The 18,140-nt window shown below is 66.8% G+C and carries 17 protein-coding genes; 10 read left to right on the top strand and 7 right to left on the bottom strand.

The genetic code is table 11. The annotated features are described in order from the left end of the window. Positions 1-24 precede the first annotated feature (24 nt). Positions 25-681 carry an NUDIX hydrolase gene (locus tag SLQ30_RS12400; RefSeq protein WP_319446915.1) on the bottom strand — a complete coding sequence of 219 codons (657 nt, stop codon included), beginning with the start codon at positions 679-681 and terminating at the stop codon, positions 25-27. A 72-nt stretch (positions 682-753) separates the two neighbouring features. Here SLQ30_RS12400 and SLQ30_RS12395 point away from each other — a divergent pair, with 72 nt between their 5' ends. The 7 genes from SLQ30_RS12395 (at position 754) to SLQ30_RS12365 (ending at position 7,509) form a co-directional block, all read left to right on the top strand. After that, positions 754-2,178: an ADP-ribosylglycohydrolase family protein gene (locus SLQ30_RS12395; RefSeq protein ID WP_319446594.1), complete on the top strand. Its 1,425-nt coding sequence runs from the start codon at positions 754-756 to the stop codon at positions 2,176-2,178. Between the two features lie 10 nt (positions 2,179-2,188). Next, positions 2,189-2,800 (top strand): GntR family transcriptional regulator, encoded by a 612-nt coding sequence (locus SLQ30_RS12390; RefSeq protein WP_319446593.1) that lies wholly within the window; start codon positions 2,189-2,191, stop codon positions 2,798-2,800. A gap of 204 nt (positions 2,801-3,004) precedes the next feature. Beyond that, on the top strand, positions 3,005-4,465 hold the full coding sequence (locus SLQ30_RS12385; RefSeq protein WP_319446592.1) for an MFS transporter: 1,461 nt from the start codon (positions 3,005-3,007) through the stop codon (positions 4,463-4,465). A gap of 30 nt (positions 4,466-4,495) precedes the next feature. Then, positions 4,496-5,413: an ABC transporter substrate-binding protein gene (locus tag SLQ30_RS12380; protein WP_319446591.1), complete on the top strand. Its 918-nt coding sequence runs from the start codon at positions 4,496-4,498 to the stop codon at positions 5,411-5,413. A 9-nt stretch (positions 5,414-5,422) separates the two neighbouring features. After that, positions 5,423-6,397 (top strand): ornithine cyclodeaminase family protein, encoded by a 975-nt coding sequence (locus SLQ30_RS12375; RefSeq protein ID WP_319446590.1) that lies wholly within the window; start codon positions 5,423-5,425, stop codon positions 6,395-6,397. Positions 6,398-6,444: 47 nt separating this feature from the next. Then, complete coding sequence (locus SLQ30_RS12370; protein ID WP_319446589.1) at positions 6,445-7,122, top strand: hypothetical protein; 678 nt, start codon at positions 6,445-6,447, stop codon at positions 7,120-7,122. Between the two features lie 249 nt (positions 7,123-7,371). After that, the gene (locus SLQ30_RS12365; protein WP_319446588.1) at positions 7,372-7,509 is read left to right on the top strand and encodes a hypothetical protein; all 138 of its coding nucleotides are present in this window, start codon (positions 7,372-7,374) and stop codon (positions 7,507-7,509) included. An 18-nt stretch (positions 7,510-7,527) separates the two neighbouring features. Here the strand turns inward: SLQ30_RS12365 and SLQ30_RS12360 are convergent, their stop codons facing one another. Next, a complete protein-coding gene (locus tag SLQ30_RS12360) occupies positions 7,528-8,070 on the bottom strand; it encodes a TetR/AcrR family transcriptional regulator (RefSeq protein WP_319446587.1) in 543 nt (180 codons plus the stop codon). A gap of 101 nt (positions 8,071-8,171) precedes the next feature. Between SLQ30_RS12360 and SLQ30_RS12355 the strand changes: the two genes are divergently transcribed. Further along, positions 8,172-9,305, top strand: a complete 1,134-nt coding sequence (locus SLQ30_RS12355; protein WP_319446586.1) for an FAD-dependent oxidoreductase — start codon at positions 8,172-8,174, stop codon at positions 9,303-9,305. Between the two features lie 38 nt (positions 9,306-9,343). After that, the gene (locus tag SLQ30_RS12350; protein WP_319446585.1) at positions 9,344-10,180 is read left to right on the top strand and encodes a VOC family protein; all 837 of its coding nucleotides are present in this window, start codon (positions 9,344-9,346) and stop codon (positions 10,178-10,180) included. A gap of 41 nt (positions 10,181-10,221) precedes the next feature. On the opposite strand, the gene SLQ30_RS12345 is transcribed toward SLQ30_RS12350, so the two are convergent. Beyond that, positions 10,222-11,847 carry an AMP-binding protein gene (locus SLQ30_RS12345; protein WP_319446584.1) on the bottom strand — a complete coding sequence of 542 codons (1,626 nt, stop codon included), beginning with the start codon at positions 11,845-11,847 and terminating at the stop codon, positions 10,222-10,224. Positions 11,848-12,023: 176 nt separating this feature from the next. Here SLQ30_RS12345 and SLQ30_RS12340 point away from each other — a divergent pair, with 176 nt between their 5' ends. Beyond that, on the top strand, positions 12,024-13,397 hold the full coding sequence (locus SLQ30_RS12340) for an NAD(P)-binding protein (protein ID WP_319446583.1): 1,374 nt from the start codon (positions 12,024-12,026) through the stop codon (positions 13,395-13,397). A 13-nt stretch (positions 13,398-13,410) separates the two neighbouring features. Here SLQ30_RS12340 and SLQ30_RS12335 read toward each other — a convergent pair whose 3' ends face one another. From SLQ30_RS12335 to SLQ30_RS12320, 4 genes are all read right to left on the bottom strand, one after another. Continuing rightward, positions 13,411-14,865 carry a cytosine permease gene (locus SLQ30_RS12335; RefSeq protein WP_319446582.1) on the bottom strand — a complete coding sequence of 485 codons (1,455 nt, stop codon included), beginning with the start codon at positions 14,863-14,865 and terminating at the stop codon, positions 13,411-13,413. A 10-nt stretch (positions 14,866-14,875) separates the two neighbouring features. Further along, positions 14,876-15,706: a nitrilase-related carbon-nitrogen hydrolase gene (locus SLQ30_RS12330; protein ID WP_319446581.1), complete on the bottom strand. Its 831-nt coding sequence runs from the start codon at positions 15,704-15,706 to the stop codon at positions 14,876-14,878. Beyond that, positions 15,706-17,064, bottom strand: coding sequence for a histidinol dehydrogenase (gene hisD / locus SLQ30_RS12325; RefSeq protein ID WP_319446580.1), 1,359 nt, complete (start codon positions 17,062-17,064; stop codon positions 15,706-15,708). Before hisD ends, SLQ30_RS12330 begins: the two co-directional genes overlap by 1 nt. Positions 17,065-17,158: 94 nt before the next feature. Further along, positions 17,159-18,124 carry a LysR family transcriptional regulator gene (locus tag SLQ30_RS12320; RefSeq protein ID WP_319446579.1) on the bottom strand — a complete coding sequence of 322 codons (966 nt, stop codon included), beginning with the start codon at positions 18,122-18,124 and terminating at the stop codon, positions 17,159-17,161. Positions 18,125-18,140 lie beyond the last annotated feature (16 nt).

Raw genomic sequence — 18,140 nt, 5'->3', positions numbered from 1 at the left:
GAGCCAGTGGGCCACAGGTGGCATTCAGCGCGGCCGACTTCGGCGAAAGAGCTCGGCCGGTCGGCCACGAGTGCCCTCGGTGTCGCGCCTCGTCTGCGCCAGCTTGCGGGTCTTCAGCATTCTGCGGCGGAACGTGTCGGGTTCGAGTTTCGCGCCCAGCACGGCTTCGTGGACTCGGCGTAGGTCGCGCATCGTGAACTCTTCGCCGAGCAGTCCACCGGGGTCAGGTGAGGTGAGGTAGCGACTGCGCAACTCCGCCACGGCGAGCGCGATGATCTCGTCGTGCTTATAGGGCAGCCGACCGGGATTCGCGACGGGCATCAGCCGCGTGCGATCGCGGAACCGTATCGCCAACCTCTCCGGTGGCACGACGGTGGAATGCGCAACGGACATCACCCAGCCGCGAGGGTCGCGGTCGGGCTCGTCGAAGACGCGCAACTGGCGGGGTCGCAGACCTTCGACGCCCGCCTTCTCCAGCAGTGATCGCTCGACCGCGGCGGCGAGCCGTTCGCGTTCGCGCACGATCCTGCCCGGCAGTGCCCAGCCTGTGCCGTCGTTGCGCCGTACCTCGAGGACCACCAGCTCGTCGTCTTCGAGTGTGAGCAGCGCAGTGTCGACGGCGACCGACGGCCGAGGGTAGTCCTGCAGTGTCTTACCGCGGGCGTCCGAGAACTCAGCGATTTCTGTCTGCCTCTCATGGTTGAATGTATTTAGCTCATTATCGCGCTAAATCAGCGCAGAGGGGGGAACGACATGAAACTGACGACGGCACAGATCGATCGGGCCTGCGGGGTACTGGTGGCCACCGCGGCGGGCGATGCGCTTGGCGCGCCCTACGAGTTCCAGTCCGCACGTGGCCCGGAGAAGCAGGTCGCCATGGTGGGCGGTGGCAGCTTCGGGTGGAAGCCTGGCGAATGGACCGACGACACCTCGATGGCCCTCGCGATCGCCGAGGTCGCCGCCACCGGGGCCGACCTGCGGGACGAATCCGCGAAGGACGCCATCGTCGAGCGCTGGTATCACTGGTCGCGTACGGCGACCGACGTCGGCAATCAAACCCGCAACGTGCTCAGCAGGGTGGGAGCCCAAGATGGTTGGGCGGCAAGCGCATTGGCCACCTCACGGGCACTCCACGAACACAGCCGCCACACCGGAGGCAACGGGGCGTTGATGCGCACCGCACCCGTGGCGTTGGCGTATCTGAGTGAGCACGACGAGGACGCGCTCGTCACCGCGGCGCGTGAGATCAGTGCGCTGACGCACTTCGACCCCGACGCGCAGGACGCATGTGTGCTGTGGTGCTGCGCAATCCGGCACGCGGTGCGCACGGGCGAGTTGGACGTGCGCATCGGCCTACGTCACCTCGACCCGGACAGGCGCGAAGTGTGGAACATGCGATTGGATGATGCCGAGGCAGCCCGGCCGGCCGACATTCGCAACAACGGTTGGGTTGTCGCCGCTCTGCAGGCGGCGTGGTCGGCGATCTCGATGACGAACACCGGCGACGGACTACCCGCCGAGCACCTGCGCCGGGGCCTGGACGCCGCCGTGCGGGCCGGCGACGACACCGACACGGTGGCCGCCATCGCGGGCGGCCTGCTCGGCGCCAGGTACGGCGCGTCGGCCGTGCCTGCCGAGTGGCGCAGGCTGCTCAACGGGTGGCCCGGGTTACGGACTCGCGGCCTGGTGGCGCTGGTCAATCGAATCATCAAGGCGGACGGGGACTTTCCACGCCCGGTCGAGCCTGCGATTTACGTTCAGCATCCCGACGACGAGGGCGTGTGGCTGGGCAACGCCGCGGCGCTGCGCGACCTCGCCGATGGCGTCGACGCCGTCGTGTCGTTGTGCCGGGTGCACGACGACGACCTGCCCGCTGGTGTCGAGCAGATCGACGTGCGACTGATCGACCAGGAGTGCGACGACGCCAACCCCAACCTCGACTTCGTGCTGACCGACACCGTCCGGCTGATCGAACTGCTGCGCCGCGAAGGGCGGACGGTCTTGGTGCACTGCCACGGCGCATACAGCCGGACGCCGACGATCGGCGCGCTCTACGGCGCACGCGTGGGCCGCGTCAGCGCGGACGAGGCCCTCGCGGCCGTACTGAAGGTGTTGCCCGATGCGAACCCCAACCCGGCGTTTCGCGCAGCACTGAATCGCACGGCCCCAGCGGATTAGGCTGCCTTTCGTGGCAGAGCCGTTGTCCCGCGTCGAGTCGACCGGCGATTCGATCGCCCACGCCCTGCGTGAGGAGATCCTCGCGGGCCGTTTGACCGGCGGCGAGCGGCTGGTCGAGGAGGCGATCGCCAAGAAGTATGGCGTCTCGCGAGTTCCGGTACGCGAGGCCCTCAACCGGCTGCAGTCCGAAGGCTTCGTGACGATCGTCCGCTATCGCGGTGCGGCGGTGTCGGAAACGTTGGTCCAGGATGGCCGTGAGCTACTGCAGATCCGTCGTGGCCTCGAGATGCTAGCGGCCCAGCTAGCCGCCGAACACCGCGGCGGAACAGTCGCCGACGAATTGGCCGCCATCGCCGAGGATCGGCACCACGACCACGACGGGCCGTCGTTTCACGAACTCGTCGCCATCGCTTCCGGAAACCGACAACTCGAGGAGATGCTGGCCGGAGTCAACCGCCGAGTCCAGTGGGGTCTAGGCCACAACCCGGATGCATCGACCAGCGACCACCGCGTGCTGGCCATCGCGATCGTGAACGGATCGGTCATGCAGGCCGGGTATCTGATGGACGAGCACCTGCGGCGCGACGAGCAGTACTTCGCCGACAAGTTCGATCAGCAGTAAGACCGGCACCAGTCAACACACTCCACGATTGTATTACAATCGGAACCGAGTTTTCGTAGCCGTAACGAAACATGGCTGGTGGGAAACAGTTGCGTAACAGATTTCGTATACAAATTGGGCAGCACGATTTCGGTCAGGGACGACCAGAGGTCGGCTCACCGACGCAACCGCCGTCGGTGTCGACTCGTCCACCCGGAGCCCGACATGTCCCCCATCCGCACCAGTACCGAATCAGTTCCCCCCGACACCCACCTGACCAAGGACGACGCCGCGTCGCCCGGACTGACCGCCGCCCTGGACCGCATCGGCTTCGGCCGGGTCCAAGCCGCCCTGATCCTGCTTCTGATGGCCGGATTGTTCTTCGACTCGCTCGAGCAGAACTCCACCGGCGCGATGGGCCCGCTGCTCAAGGAATCCTTCGGCATCGGCAACGCCGAGCTCACGATGATCAACACGGCGACCGTGGTCGGAGGTCTGGCCGGACGGCTCCTCGGTGGCTACATCGCCGACCGCTGGGGACGACGCGCGGCGCTCAGCCTCAACCTGCTCGTCTACACCCTTGGCGGCCTGATCAGCGCCGCGGCGGTCAACTACGAGATGCTGTTGGCAAGCCGGTTCATCGTCGGCATCGGCCTAGGCGGCGAATTCACGGTCGGCCTTGCGATCCTGGCCGAGATCGTCGCCACCCGGCATCGCGGGTCCTTGCTCGCGACGCTCAACATCTCCTCCGGCGGAATCGGCAACATCGCCTCTTTCGGCTTCTTCTGGCTGGTGCTCGGACCACTCAACGGAATGCTCGGTGGCAACGACACGGCCTGGCGGTGGACTTACGTACTGCTCGCCGTGCCCGCCGTGCTGGTGGTCTTCTTCCGGCGGTACCTGCCCGAGTCACCGCGCTTCCTGCTGTCCAAGGGCCGCGTCGACGACGCCAACCAGAGCCTGACTCGGTTGGCCAGCGGAAGCATCACGGCGCTGCGCAAACCCGGCATCACGAGGCAATTCGTCACCGCTGCCGACATCCCCGTGAAGGTGAAGTCGAGTTACGCCGAGGTGTTCAAGGGGCAGAACCTCAAACGCACCGCGGCGATCGGCGCGGCCTCCTGGATGTCGTTCGGTGCTCAGGTCACCCTGCTGTTCCTGATGCCGATCTTGCTTGTCTCTCGCGGCTACTCGCTGTCCGATTCGTTGGCCTTCACGATGATCATGAACATCGGGTCGCTGTTCGGAGCGTGCGCGGCGTCATACCTGGCAGGCAAGGCCCCACGGCGGATGACCGTCACCGTCGCCGCCGTGCTGGGCTGCATCTCCGCCATCTGCTTCGCGTCGTTTGCCAACACGACGGCGTTGATCCTGGTGCTGGGCATGATCTTCCAGTTCTTCACCATGATGCTCAACACCATGCTGTCGGTCTGGTCGCCCGAACTCTTCCCGACCTCGGTGCGCGCCATGGGTACGTCGGTGGTCAACGGGATCGGCAACGTCGCAGGCGCCGTCATGCCCTTTGCCGCACTGTTCTTCTTCGACCGCGCGGGCGTGGCGGGCGTTTTCGCCATGATCGCCGTCATGTACGGACTGCTGGTCGTCGCCGCACGCTTCGGACCCGAAACATTCGGCAGGACCTTGGAATCCGTTACCGAGAAGCCAGCGCTCGCTACCGCAGCCTGATCATCCACATCTAGAGAGGAAGCACCGAACATGTTGACACTCAACATCTCCGCGACCGCACACGCCCTGAACTATCTGCCGCAGTACTACGCCGACCAGCTCGGGTTGTTCACCGACCGCGGCCTTGCCGTGACGGCCACCGCGAAGGATCCTTGGACCGGCGTGCTGGACGACTTGGACAGCGGGGCTGCCGATGTGGCACTCGGTGGCCTTTGGGTGCCCGCCATGTATGCCAACACACCCCGCAAGCTCACCGTCTTCGCTCAGGTCAATCACCAGTTCCCCAAGGCATTGGTGATCCGGACGCCCCGCCCGGACTTCAGGTGGTCCGACCTGGTTGGACGTACGGTGCTCGCACCAGGCATCGGAGGTAGCGCCCCATACGCCTTCACTGCGGGCCTGATCCGGGAGTCCGGCGTCGACCCCGCGTCGATCACGTGGCTTCGCGACCTGTCGACACCGATGTACGTCGAACTGTTCGAAGCCGGCCTCGGCGACGCAATCGTGCTGGACCTGGTCAACGCGGAAGCGTTGCAGCACAGGGGAACCGGCGCGATCGTCGACGACTACACCGTAAGCGGTGGGCTTGGGCCCAACAGCGTCTACTACTGCCGCACCGACCGGATCGGGGAGTTGTCCGACCGCCTGGAGCGGTTCACCTCGGCGCTTGAGGAGTCGATGAAGCTGCTGAAGTCGGTGCACGTCGCCGACGTTGAGGCGCTGCTCGCCGAGCACTGGCCTACTGCGCCCCAGGACGTAATGGCGAGCGCCTGCGCACGCATGCTGCAGTCGCACACCTGGGATACGGCGCGCATAGACCAGCCCGCCACCGAACGATGGATGCGAATCCTGTTCGAGGAGAGCATGGTTCGCAGCGTGCCGAACTTCGGCGACGTCGTCGACACCACAATCGTCGACAAGGTCGATTCGGCTGCGGTCTCGGTCTGATCCACCGTGGTGCTGATCCTGAACCACTCCGACATCACGCCGCTGCTCGACCGCGACGAAGTCCGCAGGGCCGTCGAGCTGGCACACGCCGGGCTGGCGCGCGGTGACTGGCAAAACCCCGCGCCACGATCAATGCGCCTGCCCGGCGACGGGTCGGCGATCCCCATGACCGCGGCCGGCGGCGACTCGGTATCCCTCAAGCTGCTTTGTGACCTGCCCGGCAATAGGACTCGCGGACTTGCGGTGCAACGCTCGTCCATCGTGGTGACGTCGGCGCTGACCGGCGAGTGCGTCGCCCTACTCGACGGCCGGGCGATCACCGCGATCCGGACCGCCGGGGTCAGCGCCGTGGCCACCGATCACCTCGCCCGCCGCTCCGCCTCCGTCCTCGGACTCGTCGGCGCGGGGAACCTCGCGATCGAGCACGCTCACGCCATCGCCGCCGTCAGGGACATCGACACCATTGTCGTCTGGACTCGAAGCGACGCCACGCTCAAGGCGTTTCGGGCTGCGACCGAGGGCCTCGGCATCCCGATCGAGCCAGCGGCGTCGGCAGAGGCCGTGCTGGCCGCGGCGGACATCGTGTGCACGCTTACCCCGGCACGCGAACCCATCGTCCGCGGCGCTTGGCTGCGGCCCGGCCAACACATCAACGCCGTCGGTGCGCCGCCAAGACCAGACCATCGCGAGGTCGACTCGGAGGCCATGAAGCGATCCCGCGTGATCGTCGACAGCCACTCCACGGCCATGGTCAAGTCAGGGGGCGTGCTCATGGCCATCGCCGAGGGGGCCATCATCGAGGACGACGTCCGCACCGAACTCGGACACGTCATCGTCGGAGCCTGTGAGGGTCGATCTTCCGACGGCGACATCACGCTGTTCGAGTCCGTCGGCATGGGGCTTCAAGACCTCGCCACCGCCCAGCTGGTGATCGCGCACGCGCAAGCTCTCAGGGTAGGAGCAAGTGTCGAGCTAAGCGCGTAGCGATAACGGGATGACCCCTCGCGGGTAGCGATGGCATTCTGGGAGGAATGGACGTCCTTCACTTCTGGTGGCTGATCTTTCCGCTCGGCGGGATGCTCGCCGGAGGTATTCGGGCGGTGGCAGCGGCCAACGACAGGCGCGCGGAACGTCGGCTCGAGCGGTACCGGATCAAGCAGCAGACCAAGATCGCCGTGGCAGAGGCATCCGGACGCGGCAGGCTCGACGAAGGGGTTGCCAGGCGTGAGGCTACGAAGCTGCTCGACAAGCACGACCGCACTGATGCCCGCTGGCTGTCGTACGAGGTCGACGTCGCGAAGCTGCTGGACTTCCCGATGATGACCGACATGCGTCAGCCGCTCACGGTCGCGTTCCACAAGGCCCGCAGCCGCGCTGACCTGTTGCGGCCGGGCAGCGCCGACGACCTCGTCGCCGACCGTGCCGCCACGCTCGACTATCGCGATGCCGTGCACGAGTACGTCGCGGCATTCGACGTCGCCGAGGCGGAGGCCATCCGCAGGCGGCGCAGTGACTTCTCGACCGAGGGCCAGGAGCGGATCGAGCGTGCCCAGCGGCTGATTCGACTTGCCACCGACGAGGCCGCCACCCCCGACGAGCGGCACAACGCATACGCCAAGGCGCAACGCGAGCTCGACGGCCTCATCGTGTTGCCGTCTGCCACCCGCACCGCCATCGAGCACCGGGTCGCGGGGGAACTCGAGGCCTGACGCGAATTGACGACATCGTCAACTCTTTTGTCCAAAATGCGCACTCGGCGGCCTCGGCCAAGCAAGATCAACCCCGCTCGGCGGGAACACCCGCATGAGAACGAAACAGGGTTCGGGGGAACGACATGTCCAATCAGAATGGCGAAATCGCGAAGAAGGCGTACGCGGCGTTCGGTACGGGAGACATCGAATCGACGTTGGCGAGCTTCGACGACACCCGAGCGCATCATTGCCGACGGCGACGACGTAGTGGTCATCACCAAGATCACCGCTGGTGACGAATCCGCGCTTCAGGCCGACGTCCTGACCTACCGCAACGGCCTAGTGGTGAAGGCCGTGAGCATTGCGGACACCGAACTGCAGGCAAGGGTCTACGGCACGAAGTAGGGCTGACGCCACCAATCGTCAGGGCGCAGTCGCGTAGCGCTGCAGTGTGGGCCCCAGCCAGTCGACCAGTTCGTCGGGGCTCATCGCGACCACGGGAGGTAGCCGCAATACGAAGCGGCACAACGCCATCCCGAGTACCTGCGTGGCGATGAGCCCGGCCCGGCGCGGGGCGTCATCCGGGACGAACTTGCTGATGGCTGGCATCAACTGCGCCGCGAAGATGTCCTTCATCCGTTGCGCGGCTTCGGCATTCGTGGTGGCCGAACGCAACAACACGACGAGCGCGTCGTCCTCCTCCCAGCGCGCGAGGAAGTGCGCCACCAACGCATGCCCTAGCCCAGACGGCGGGACGTCGGACAGATCCGGGAAGCGGAGGTCAAACTCGGCGGCCGCCGCGAACAACTGGTCCTTGTTGCCGAAGTAGCGCATCACCATCGATGGGTCGATGTTCGCGTCCGCGGCGATGGCCCGGATGGTGGCGGCCTCGTACCCCGATTCGGCGAACCGCTCCCTGGCCGCGGCGAGGATGACGGCCTTGGTCTGGTCGGCCTTCTTACCCATGCCAACAAGTGTAGGCCAACACATGTTGACTTTTCTAGGATCCGGGCGCACCATAGAAATACCAACACGCGTTGGCAAAAGTTCGGACAAGGAGGATAGAGATGAAGGACACCGATGTACTCATCGTGGGAGCCGGCCCGACCGGACTGACCGTGGCCGCATCGTTGCTGCTCAAGGGGGTTGACGTCGCGCTCGTCGACCGACAGTCCGAGGGCGCGAACACCTCGCGTGCCGCCGCTGTGAACGCCCGCACGCTCGAAGTGCTCGAGGGGCTAGACGTCGCCCGTCGCCTCGTCAAAGAAGGCATCGAGGCGCCCCGGTTCGCGATCCGGGACGGTGCGAAGGCGCTGCTCTCCATCGACTTCAGCGGGCTGCAGACCGCGTACCCATTCACACTGCTGGTACCTCAGTCGACGACGGAACGGCTGCTGCTCGACCGCGTGCGCGAGCTCGGCGGCGACGTGATCCGACCCAAGGTGCTCGACACCGTCATCCAGGACGCAACGGGCGTCACCGCGACCTTCGCCGACGGCGACACCATTCGAGCCCGCTACATCGTTGGCGCCGACGGCATGCACAGCACCGTGCGCGAGCAGGCAGGCATCGGCTTCTCCGGTGGCGCATACGAGCATTCGTTCGTGCTCGCCGACGCACAACTCAGCGGCGACGCCCCCACCGACGAGGTGCGCCTGTTCTGGGCGAGCGAAGGGCTCACCGTCGTCGCGCCCCTGCCCAACGGTGACTTCCGCATCGTCGCGCCCGTGGACGACGCACCCGAAGTGCCGTCGCTCGAGCTCGTTCAGCAGCTCCTCGACGCCAGGGGCCCAGGCGGCATCACCGTGACGGGCATCGCCTGGGGCTCGCGGTTCCGGATTCACCACCGCGTCGCGGACACGTACCGCGCAGGCCGGATGCTGATCGCCGGCGACGCCGCCCACGTACACAGCCCCGCCGGTGGGCAGGGCATGAACCTCGGCATCCAGGACGCGGTCGTGCTTGCCGACGCGTTGGCGGCCGTGCTCGACGGCGGGCCCGACGCCCTCCTCGACGAGTACAGCGCTACTCGGCGCCCCATCGCTACGCAAGTCGTGGCGTTGACCGACCGGCTGACGAAACTCGCCACGCTGCCCCGCGCGCTTCGCCCGGTGCGAAACGTCATGCTGGGCATCATCGGCCGCATTCCGCGGGCCACGCGGGCGCTCGCATCGCGACTGTCCGGCCTGGTCTACCGCTGACGCGTTTGGTTGTCGGTCCGCACGGTAACCATGTGGCCATGACCGAATCGAGGACCTACCCACACGGCGTACCCAGCTGGGTCGACACCATCGCGCACGACCTCGACGACGCCAAGCGCTTCTACGGCGGACTCTTCGACTGGACCTTCACCGATGCGATGCCGCCCGCTGCACCGGGCAACTATCTGATCGCCACGCTCGGCGGTGCGGACGTCGCGGCGATCGGCTCACCGGACACGATTGACGACGTCCCGTCGTGGCGCACCTACATCGCCGTCGACGATGCCGATGCCACGGCCAAGGCCGTGGAGGCCCAGGGCGGCACCGTCACCGTGGCTCCCGTCGACGCCGGGCCAGGCGGTCGGCAGGCGGTGTGCGTCGATCCGCGCGGCGCCGAATTCCGGCTGTGGCAGGCCCGCGAGCGGCTCGGCGCGCAACTCGTCAACGAACCCGGGTCGTGGAACTTCAGCGATCTACTCACCACCGATCCGCACACCGCCTCGGTGTTCTACGCGTCGTTGTTCGGATGGGAGCTCGACGACGTCGGGTTCGCGACGATGGTGCGCAGGCCCGGCTACGGCGCGCACCTGGCCGCGACAGTCAACCCCGCCATCCTGAACATTCAATCCGACGTCAACGCGCCTCCGGGATTCGAGGACGCTGTCGCTTGGATGGGCATCGTCCCGCAAGGACATGCCGAGGCTTGGCAGGTGTCGTTCACCGTCGCCGATCGGGATGCATCCGCGGCCAAGGTCGAGAACCTCGGCGGCACCGTCGTCAGCACCGAGAACGCGGAGTGGACCAAGACGGCGAACGTCCGCGATCCGCAGGGCGCGGAATTCGTGCTCAGCCAGTTCACCCCGCCCAAGGCCTAACCGAGAGGCATTGTCATAACGGTCGACGGGCGTTCGGGTCGCTACTCGCCTGCGTCCAACCCAAGCATCTCGATGCTGCGCTCGCGCATCTCGACCTTGCGGACCTTGCCCGTCACCGTCATCGGGAACTCGTCGACGACGTGCACGTAGCGCGGGATCTTGTAGTGCGCCAGCCGGCCCGCGGCGAACAAGCGCACCGCGGCCGCATCGAGGGGGGCGCGGTCGGGCTTCATCCGGATCCAGGCGCAGAGCTCTTCGCCATACCGCCTGTCGGGTACGCCGATCACCTGTGCGTCCTCGATGTCGGGGTGGCCGTAGAGGAATTCCTCGATCTCACGCGGATAGACGTTCTCGCCGCCCCGGATCACCATGTCCTTGATGCGTCCGACGATGTTGCAATAGCCGTCCTCGCGCATGACGGCCAGGTCGCCGGTGTGCATCCAGCCCTCGGGATCGATTGCCTCGTCCGTCTTTTCGGCATCGTTCCAATACCCGAGCATCACCGAGTAGCCGCGCGTGCAGAACTCGCCTGGCTGGCCGCGCTCCACCGGGTCGCCGGTCTCGGGGTCGACGATCTTCACCTCGACGTGCGGATGCGCCCGTCCGATCGACGACGTTCGTCGGTCGAGATCGTCGTCGAGCATCGTCTGACACGAGACGGGTGACGTCTCCGTCATGCCGTAGGCGATCGCGACCTCCGACATGTTCATGTCGTCGACGCAGTGCTTCATCACGTCGACCGGGCAGACCGCGCCAGCCATGATGCCCGTGCGCAACGACGAGACGTCGCGCCTGGCGAAGTCGGCATGATTTTGCATGGCGATGAACATCGTCGGCACCCCGTAAAGACCTGTGCAGCCCTCGTTCTCGATGGCCGCCAATGTCAGCCCGGGGTCGAAGCCCGGGGCAGGGATGACGATCGTGGCCCCGTGTGTCGTGCAGCCGAGGTTGCCCATGACCATGCCGAAGCAGTGGTAGAACGGCACCGGAATGCACAGCCGGTCGCCAGGGCCCAGGTTGATCAGCCCGGTCACGAAATAGCCGTTGTTGAGGATGTTGCGGTGCGACAGCGTCGCACCTTTGGGGAAACCCGTTGTGCCCGAGGTGTACTGGATGTTGATCGGCTCGGTGTTGACCAGTGTGGCCATGCGTTCGGCCAGTGCGTCAGCCGACACCTCCGCGGCGCGGGACCGCAGCGCCGCCCAGCCGGGCGTTCCGATGAACACCACGTCGGTCAGGCCGGGCGCCTCGTCACGCACCTGCTCGACCATGGCGACGTAGTTCGACGTCTTGAATGCCGTCGCCGCGATGAGCAGCCGCGCCCCCGACTGGTTGAGCACGTACGCGAGTTCGTAAGTGCGGTAGGCCGGATTGATGTTGACGAGGATCGCACCGATCTTGGCCATGGCGAACTGCGCGATCACCCACTCGGCGCAGTTTGGCGCCCAGATCCCGACTCGGTCGCCCTTGCCGATGCCCGCCGCCATCAAACCCCGTGCGATGAGGTCGATCTCGGCGTTCAGTTCGGCGTAGGTGTAGCGCAGTCCTTGGGCCACGTCCACCAGCGCCTCGTTGGCGGGGTGCGCAGCCGCGGTGCGCTCGAAGTTCGCGCCGATGGACTCTTCCAGCACGGCGACGTCGGTCGGGCCCGCATCGTATGACTTCACTAGGTCACCAGGTCCTCGTAACGGTGCTCCGTCTCGATCGGCGTACCCGACCGGTGGGCGTCATCCTCCCGCCTGCGCAACTCGACGCGGCGGATCTTGCCCGAAATCGTCTAGGCCAGGCGCTGGCGGCTCATCCCCTGGCCACCTGCCGCCGGGGCGCCTGGCAAGCTGACGGCGTGCAGACGATCGAGGCCGACTATCTGGTAGTTGGGGCCGGCGCAATGGGAATGGCGTTCGTCGACACCCTGATCACCGAGACGGACGCGTCCGTGGTGATCGTCGACCGCAATGATCAACCCGGCGGGCACTGGACCACCGCGTACCCGTACGTGCGGCTCCACCAGCCGTCCGCCTACTACGGCGTGAACTCGCGACAACTCGGCAGCGATTCGATCGACACCGACGGCTGGAACGCGGGGTTCTACGAGCTCGCCGGTGGCAGCGAGGTCGTGTCCTACTACGACACCGTGATGCGCCAGCACCTGCTGCCGAGCGGGCGGGTGTCCTACTTCCCGATGAGCGAATACACCGGCGATGGCCGCTTCCACACCCTCGGTGGCGACGACTATCGCGTCGAGATCCGGCACAGAATCGTCGACGCCAGCTACCTGAGCATCATCGTGCCGTCGATGCGGCCGCCGGCCTATGACGTTGCCGACGGCGTGACGTGCATCCCGCCCAACGGGCTCCCACGACAGCCCGTCCACGACCAGTACGTGATCGTCGGCGCGGGCAAGACGTCCATGGACACCTGCTTGTGGCTGCTGCGCCACGGCATCGCGCCGGAGAAGATCGTCTGGATCAAGCCGCGTGACTCCTGGGTGCTCGACCGCGCCGCCGTCCAGCCGGGCATGCAATTCGCCCGCCGCGTGCTGGCCGACTTCTCCGCCCAGTGCCGGGCGATCAAGAAGGCGACGTCGATCGACGACCTCTACGTGCAGCTGGAGGCGCTGGGCTGCCTTATGCGCATCGATCGGACCGTCGAGCCGACGATGTACCGGTGCGCGATCCTGTCGCAGGGCGAGCTCGAGAAGTTGCGGCTCATCGAGCACATCGTCCGGATGGGCCGCGTCCGGTCGATCGAGCCGGGCCGGGTCGTGCTCGACGGGGGCACCTTCGACACCGATCCGGCGGCGCTCTACATCGACTGCACCGGCGACGGGATCGGGCTGCGCGAGGCCACCCCGATCTTCTCCCCCGGCCACCTCGTGCTGCAGTCGGTGCGCACGTGTCAGCCGGCCTTCAGCGCGGCCGTGATTGCTCGTGTCGAGGCGATGGACGTCGACGACGACGCCAAGAACGGGTACTGCAGACCGGTCCCGCACCCGACCAATCCCATCGACTGGCTCACCATGTCGGTCGCGTTCAACCACAACCAGTTGACGTGGTTCAGCGACCCCGAGCTGATGCACTGGCTCAACCGCGCCCGTCTGAACGCGGTGAGCCACATGCAATCCGGTGACGAGGACGCCGCGGCCGGGGCCGCCGCGGTGATTCCGCGGCTGCGGGCCGCCAACGAGAAGCTCGAAGTCCTACTGGCACAGCGCTAATCGTTGCGCGCGCCTAGGTTTCTACCGGCGCCACCCGACCCGCGAAGCTGACCGCTTCGATCCCGTGGTCGCGGGAATCAGCCTCCGCCTTGGCGATTTCGGCGGCGAGGTCCAGCGACCGGGCCATCAGCAGGTAAGCGAACGCGGAGACGAACAGCCCGACGAACAACGCGATGTCGACGTTGCCCATGGCCGAAGCGACGGGACCGGTGTACCAGACCGTCACCACGAACGGGATCATCGCGACGATCCCGATGGCATAGGCGCCGAGTCCCCGCCAGCCCCATGTGCCGTACACGCCACCGCTCGGCACGAATATCTCGCGGATCGCGTAGTGCCCGCGTCGGACGAAGTAGTAGTCCACCAGGTTCACCGACGTCCACGGCACCAACAGGTACAGCAGCACCACCAGGAAGCTGCCGAAATTGGCAAGGAACTCACCGGACGAGAGCACGGCGCCGAGCAGACCCGCGGCGGCGATCAACGAACACGAGATGACGCGCAGCCTGCGGGTGGGTTGGACGGCCTTGAACGAGTCGATCATCGTGATGAGTTCGAGGGAGGCGGCGTAGATGTTCACGGTGATCACCGTGACGAGGCCCGGCAGTGCAGCGATCAGCAGCCAGTCTCCCGACCCGGCCAGCAGCCCGTCGGCAGCGCTCTTGACCGCCTCCAACGGCGTTGCGTTGGCGAATAGCGCGGCCACCAATGCGCCGAGCACCATCAGCCACGCCGCGCCGACGAATACACCGGCGTAGGTGTACCACAATGCCTTTCGCGGACTCGTCTGCGGCGGCAGGTAGCGCGAGTAGTCGGACACGTAGGGCGCCCAGCCCAGTGCATAGGCCGCGGCCGCGCCGAATTGTACGAGGAACGCGGCCCAGGTGAACCCACCGAATCCGAACTGTCCGGCCGGCAGGTCCAGCCAGCCGAACGCCGCGACCGTGAACACGCCGAAGGTGGCCAGGAACAACCACGTCAACCATGTCTGGAAGCGGTGAATCCAGTGGTAGCCGAAGATCGCCAGCGCCAGCGCGAGTCCGGTGATGACGACGAACCACAGGTCACGCAAGTCGGCACCGGTCGTCAGCGTGATCACGTCTGCGGCCAGGATCTGGTTGAAGACGTTGAAGCCGACGATGCTGAAAACCACGACCGCACAGATCACTACGACGCCGCGGTAACCGAACTGGGCTCGGGACTGGATCATCTGCGGCAGCCCAAGCTGCGGGCCCTGCGCCGAGTGGAATGCGGTGAACACAGTGCCGACCGCCACCCCGAGCACGATCGCGACAAGCGACGTCAGGAACGAGGCCCCGAGCGCGGCGCCGACCATGCCGGTGGCCAGGGTGGTGAGGTTCGCGTTCGACATGAACCACAACGGGAACAGCGTCGAGGGCTTCCCTCGCCGTTCGTCGAGCGGGATCCAGTCGATGGACTTCGACTCGATGGCGGGTGTCTCGGGCATGGATTCCTCGCTAGGTGGTCAGTAGGGCAGGGATCGACACGGACGCGTCCGCGTACAGTTCGGGCCGTCGATCGGCGAACAGATCATTGTGCGCGCCAAGGGATTTGTTGCCGTCGACCTCGATGACGGCGGACGCCACCCCGTGCGCGTCGGGCGTCGCACATATCCAGCCGTCGGACGAGATTACGGTCGTACCGCCGGTCCACTCGACGCCGCGTTCGGCACCGTGCCGGTCGGCGATGACCGTCGGCAGCCTGGACGAGCGGGCGGCGCCCATCGCCTGGATGGTCTCTGGCGGACGTTCACCGGCTGGCCTGTCTACGAGCGGCCAATTGACCGGCAGCGCCAGCAATTCCGCGCCTGCCAGGGCCAATCGCCTTGGTACCTCCGGGAATTCGTTGTCGTAACAGATGGCTACGCCGAGCCTGCCGATGGGCGTGTCGAGCACCGCGCCCGCCTCGTCGCCGACGGCGAAGACCAGCTTCTCGGCATCCCACAGGTGCGCCTTGCGGTAGCAACCGAGCACCCCGGCGCGGCCCAGCACCAGCGCGGAGCTGTACAACCGGTCCCCCGCACTTTCGCAGAACCCGACGACGGCGACCGCGGCGTCCGGTACCGCGTCGGCCAGCGACACCAGCCGTGGGTCGTCGGCGCGCAGCGCAAACGAACGAGCCTCCGCGGCGTCGGTGAAGACGTAACCGCTGGTGGCCAATTCCGGAAGCACGATCAGATGCGCCCCACGCTCGGCCCGCGTCAGCGCCGTGCGGATGGCGGCCAGATTGGCTTCGACACAGCCGAACTCGATCGCAAGCGAGATCGCCGACACTCTGATGGTGGCCATCAGTGGGCCCGGTCGACTGCCGGGGTACCGTCGAACGCTCCTGAGAAACGGCCGATCTCGTCGATCCTGATGGTCGCAGTGGCTTCGTGCGCGGCCAGTCCCTCGAACGCCGAGATGCGCTCGACCGCAGGCGCCAGCGCCGCCGTCGCCTCGCGCTGCACGCGCTGATAGGTCAGCGGCTTGAGGAAGCGCGACACCGAGAGCCCCGCGTTGTAGCGGGCGGTCTTGCCGGTGGGCAGCACGTGGTTGGGACCTGCAATGCCCTTGTCGGAGTACGCAACCGTGCTCCACGGCCCAAGGAACAGCGAGCCGTAGTTGCGCAGCTCCTTGAGAAAGAAGTCGTCGTCGTCGGTCTGCACCTCGAGATGCTCGGGTCCCAACACGTCGGCGATGGCCGCGGCCTGCGCGCGATCGGTCGCGACCACCACGGACCCATAGTCGCGCCAGGCCGCCCCCGCGACGTCGCGGGTGGCCAGCGTCTCCAATTGACGGTCGATGGCCTTGATCACCTTGCGGCCCAACACTTCCGATGTGGTGATCAGCGCGGCGGGCGAGTTCGGCCCGTGTTCGGCCTGGCCCAGCAGGTCGGCGGCCACCCACTCCGGATCGGCCGACTCGTCCGCCAGCACGGCGACCTCCGACGGGCCGGCCAGCAGGTCGATGCCGACACGACCGAACAGCTGCCGCTTGGCCTCTGTGACGAACGCGTTGCCCGCACCGACGATCATGTCGACGGGCGCCTCACCCAGCAGGCCGAAGGCCATCGCGCCCATGGCCTGGACCCCACCCACCGCGAATACGTGGTCGGCCCGGGACAGGTAGGCGCCGTACAGCACCGCCGGATGCGCGCCGTGCTCGCCCGACGGAGGTGTACAGGCCAGCACGGTCGGGACGCCTGCGGCCTTCGCCACCCCGACCGTCATGAAGGCGCTCGCGAGCAGCGGGAAGCGGCCGGCGGGCAGGTACGCGCCCACCCGGCTGACCGGGATGTACTGGACACCGCCGACGACGCCGGGGGCGACGTCGACTTCGAAGTCGGACAGGTGCGCGCGCTGCGCGGTCGCGAAGCGGCTGGTTCGGTCGTAACCCAACTCGAGCGCCGCCCGCACGTCGGCGGGCAGTGCATCACCACTCCTGCGGAGCTCGTCGGCGCCGATCTCGAGCTCACCGGACCACCCGTCGAGCTCCTGCGCATAGCCGCGCACTGCGTCGAGGCCGTTGCGCTCGATATCGGACAGCATCGCCGATACCCGCTCGACGACCTTCGGATCCCGTTGCGCCGCAGGCCCGTCGACGGCGGGCTTCTTCAGCCAGGTAAACGGACCGAGGGCGCGAGCTTCATCAGCGGTGATCTGCATGGGACGGACGGTAGGCCGCATTCAGCCAGAGGACTAGATGGGTGACTCCTGCACAATCCAAAGGGTAACCCGATACTAGAGCCATATCTGCTGGTCAGCGGCGACTGCGATCGATCAGCGGAACCGTCGACGACCGTCGATCGGCGCGGCCCGACCGTCCCACGACCGGCAATTCCCGTATGGAGTCCTCGGCCAGCCTCGCGAATTCGCGGGTGGCGTTCGACAGCGGCCGCGCCCGGTGCTGCGCAAGCGCGATCGTGTCGTACAGGGGTTCGGCGAACGGGGCCGTGTGCAGTGCTGGCGGAAAGGCGTCGCTGGCCAGCACCGCGCCGCTGACGATGGTGTCGCCGACCCGCGAGGCGACGAGCTTGAGCGCGGACTCCACGTGCTCGATCTCGATCATCGGCTCCAACCGCACCCCGGCGAGCTGGGCCCGCTCGGCCAGCTGACGGCGCGTCGGGTCCTTCCAGCCGTAGTGCGCGTCGTAGAGCACAAGGGTGGCTCGTGCGAATTGGTCTATGGTGACCGGCTTTTCGGTGTGCGCCGGGTCCGCGCTGACGTAGAACACCTCGTCGCGCAACAACGGGCGCACCACGAGGTCCTCATCGTCGATCGGCAGGATCAACATGCCCGCCTCGATCTCGCCGGCCTGGATCGCGGCGGCGGTCTCCGCGGAGTTCTGTCCGACGAGCCTCACCCGCACCGAGGGGTATCGAGTGTGGAAGGTCTGCACCAGGCTGGACAGCAGGTAGTAGTCCGCATTGCGGGGCACGCCGAACGTCGCCGTCCCGCCGCCGAGTGAGCCGACCGAGCGCACCGCCTGCACCCCGCCGTCGGCGGCGTGCACGGACTGCTGCGCATACGGAAGGAGCTCTTGGCCCGCCGCAGTCAGCGCCAGCCGTCGGCTGCCCCGCACGAAGAGCTGCGCGCCGAGTTCGTCCTCGAGCCTTCGGACCAGTTCCGACACCGAAGCCTGAGCCATCTCGAGCGCATCGGCCGCGGCGGTGAACGACCCGAGCCGCTCGGCCTCGACGAACGCCCGAAGCTGGCTAAGCGTCATGCGGTGACCCTATGCC

The sequence above is a fragment of the Mycobacterium sp. RTGN4 genome, from assembly GCF_033804635.1.
GTDB lineage: Bacteria > Actinomycetota > Actinomycetes > Mycobacteriales > Mycobacteriaceae > Mycobacterium.
This window is presented reverse-complemented; position numbering and strand designations above follow the sequence as displayed.

What these genes read in the sequence shown, in the direction of transcription:
- SLQ30_RS12395 (WP_319446594.1), top strand. Translation starts at nt 754, where the DNA reads ATGAAACTGACGACGGCACAGATCGATCGGGCCTGCGGGGTACTGGTG.
- SLQ30_RS12385 (WP_319446592.1), top strand. Translation starts at nt 3,005, where the DNA reads ATGTCCCCCATCCGCACCAGTACCGAATCAGTTCCCCCCGACACCCAC.
- SLQ30_RS12380 (WP_319446591.1), top strand. Translation starts at nt 4,496, where the DNA reads ATGTTGACACTCAACATCTCCGCGACCGCACACGCCCTGAACTATCTG.
- SLQ30_RS12370 (WP_319446589.1), top strand. Translation starts at nt 6,445, where the DNA reads ATGGACGTCCTTCACTTCTGGTGGCTGATCTTTCCGCTCGGCGGGATG.
- SLQ30_RS12360 (WP_319446587.1), bottom strand. Translation starts at nt 8,070, where the DNA reads ATGGGTAAGAAGGCCGACCAGACCAAGGCCGTCATCCTCGCCGCGGCC.
- SLQ30_RS12355 (WP_319446586.1), top strand. Translation starts at nt 8,172, where the DNA reads ATGAAGGACACCGATGTACTCATCGTGGGAGCCGGCCCGACCGGACTG.
- SLQ30_RS12350 (WP_319446585.1), top strand. Translation starts at nt 9,344, where the DNA reads ATGACCGAATCGAGGACCTACCCACACGGCGTACCCAGCTGGGTCGAC.
- SLQ30_RS12335 (WP_319446582.1), bottom strand. Translation starts at nt 14,865, where the DNA reads ATGCCCGAGACACCCGCCATCGAGTCGAAGTCCATCGACTGGATCCCG.
- SLQ30_RS12330 (WP_319446581.1), bottom strand. Translation starts at nt 15,706, where the DNA reads ATGGCCACCATCAGAGTGTCGGCGATCTCGCTTGCGATCGAGTTCGGC.
- hisD (WP_319446580.1), bottom strand. Translation starts at nt 17,064, where the DNA reads ATGCAGATCACCGCTGATGAAGCTCGCGCCCTCGGTCCGTTTACCTGG.
- SLQ30_RS12320 (WP_319446579.1), bottom strand. Translation starts at nt 18,124, where the DNA reads ATGACGCTTAGCCAGCTTCGGGCGTTCGTCGAGGCCGAGCGGCTCGGG.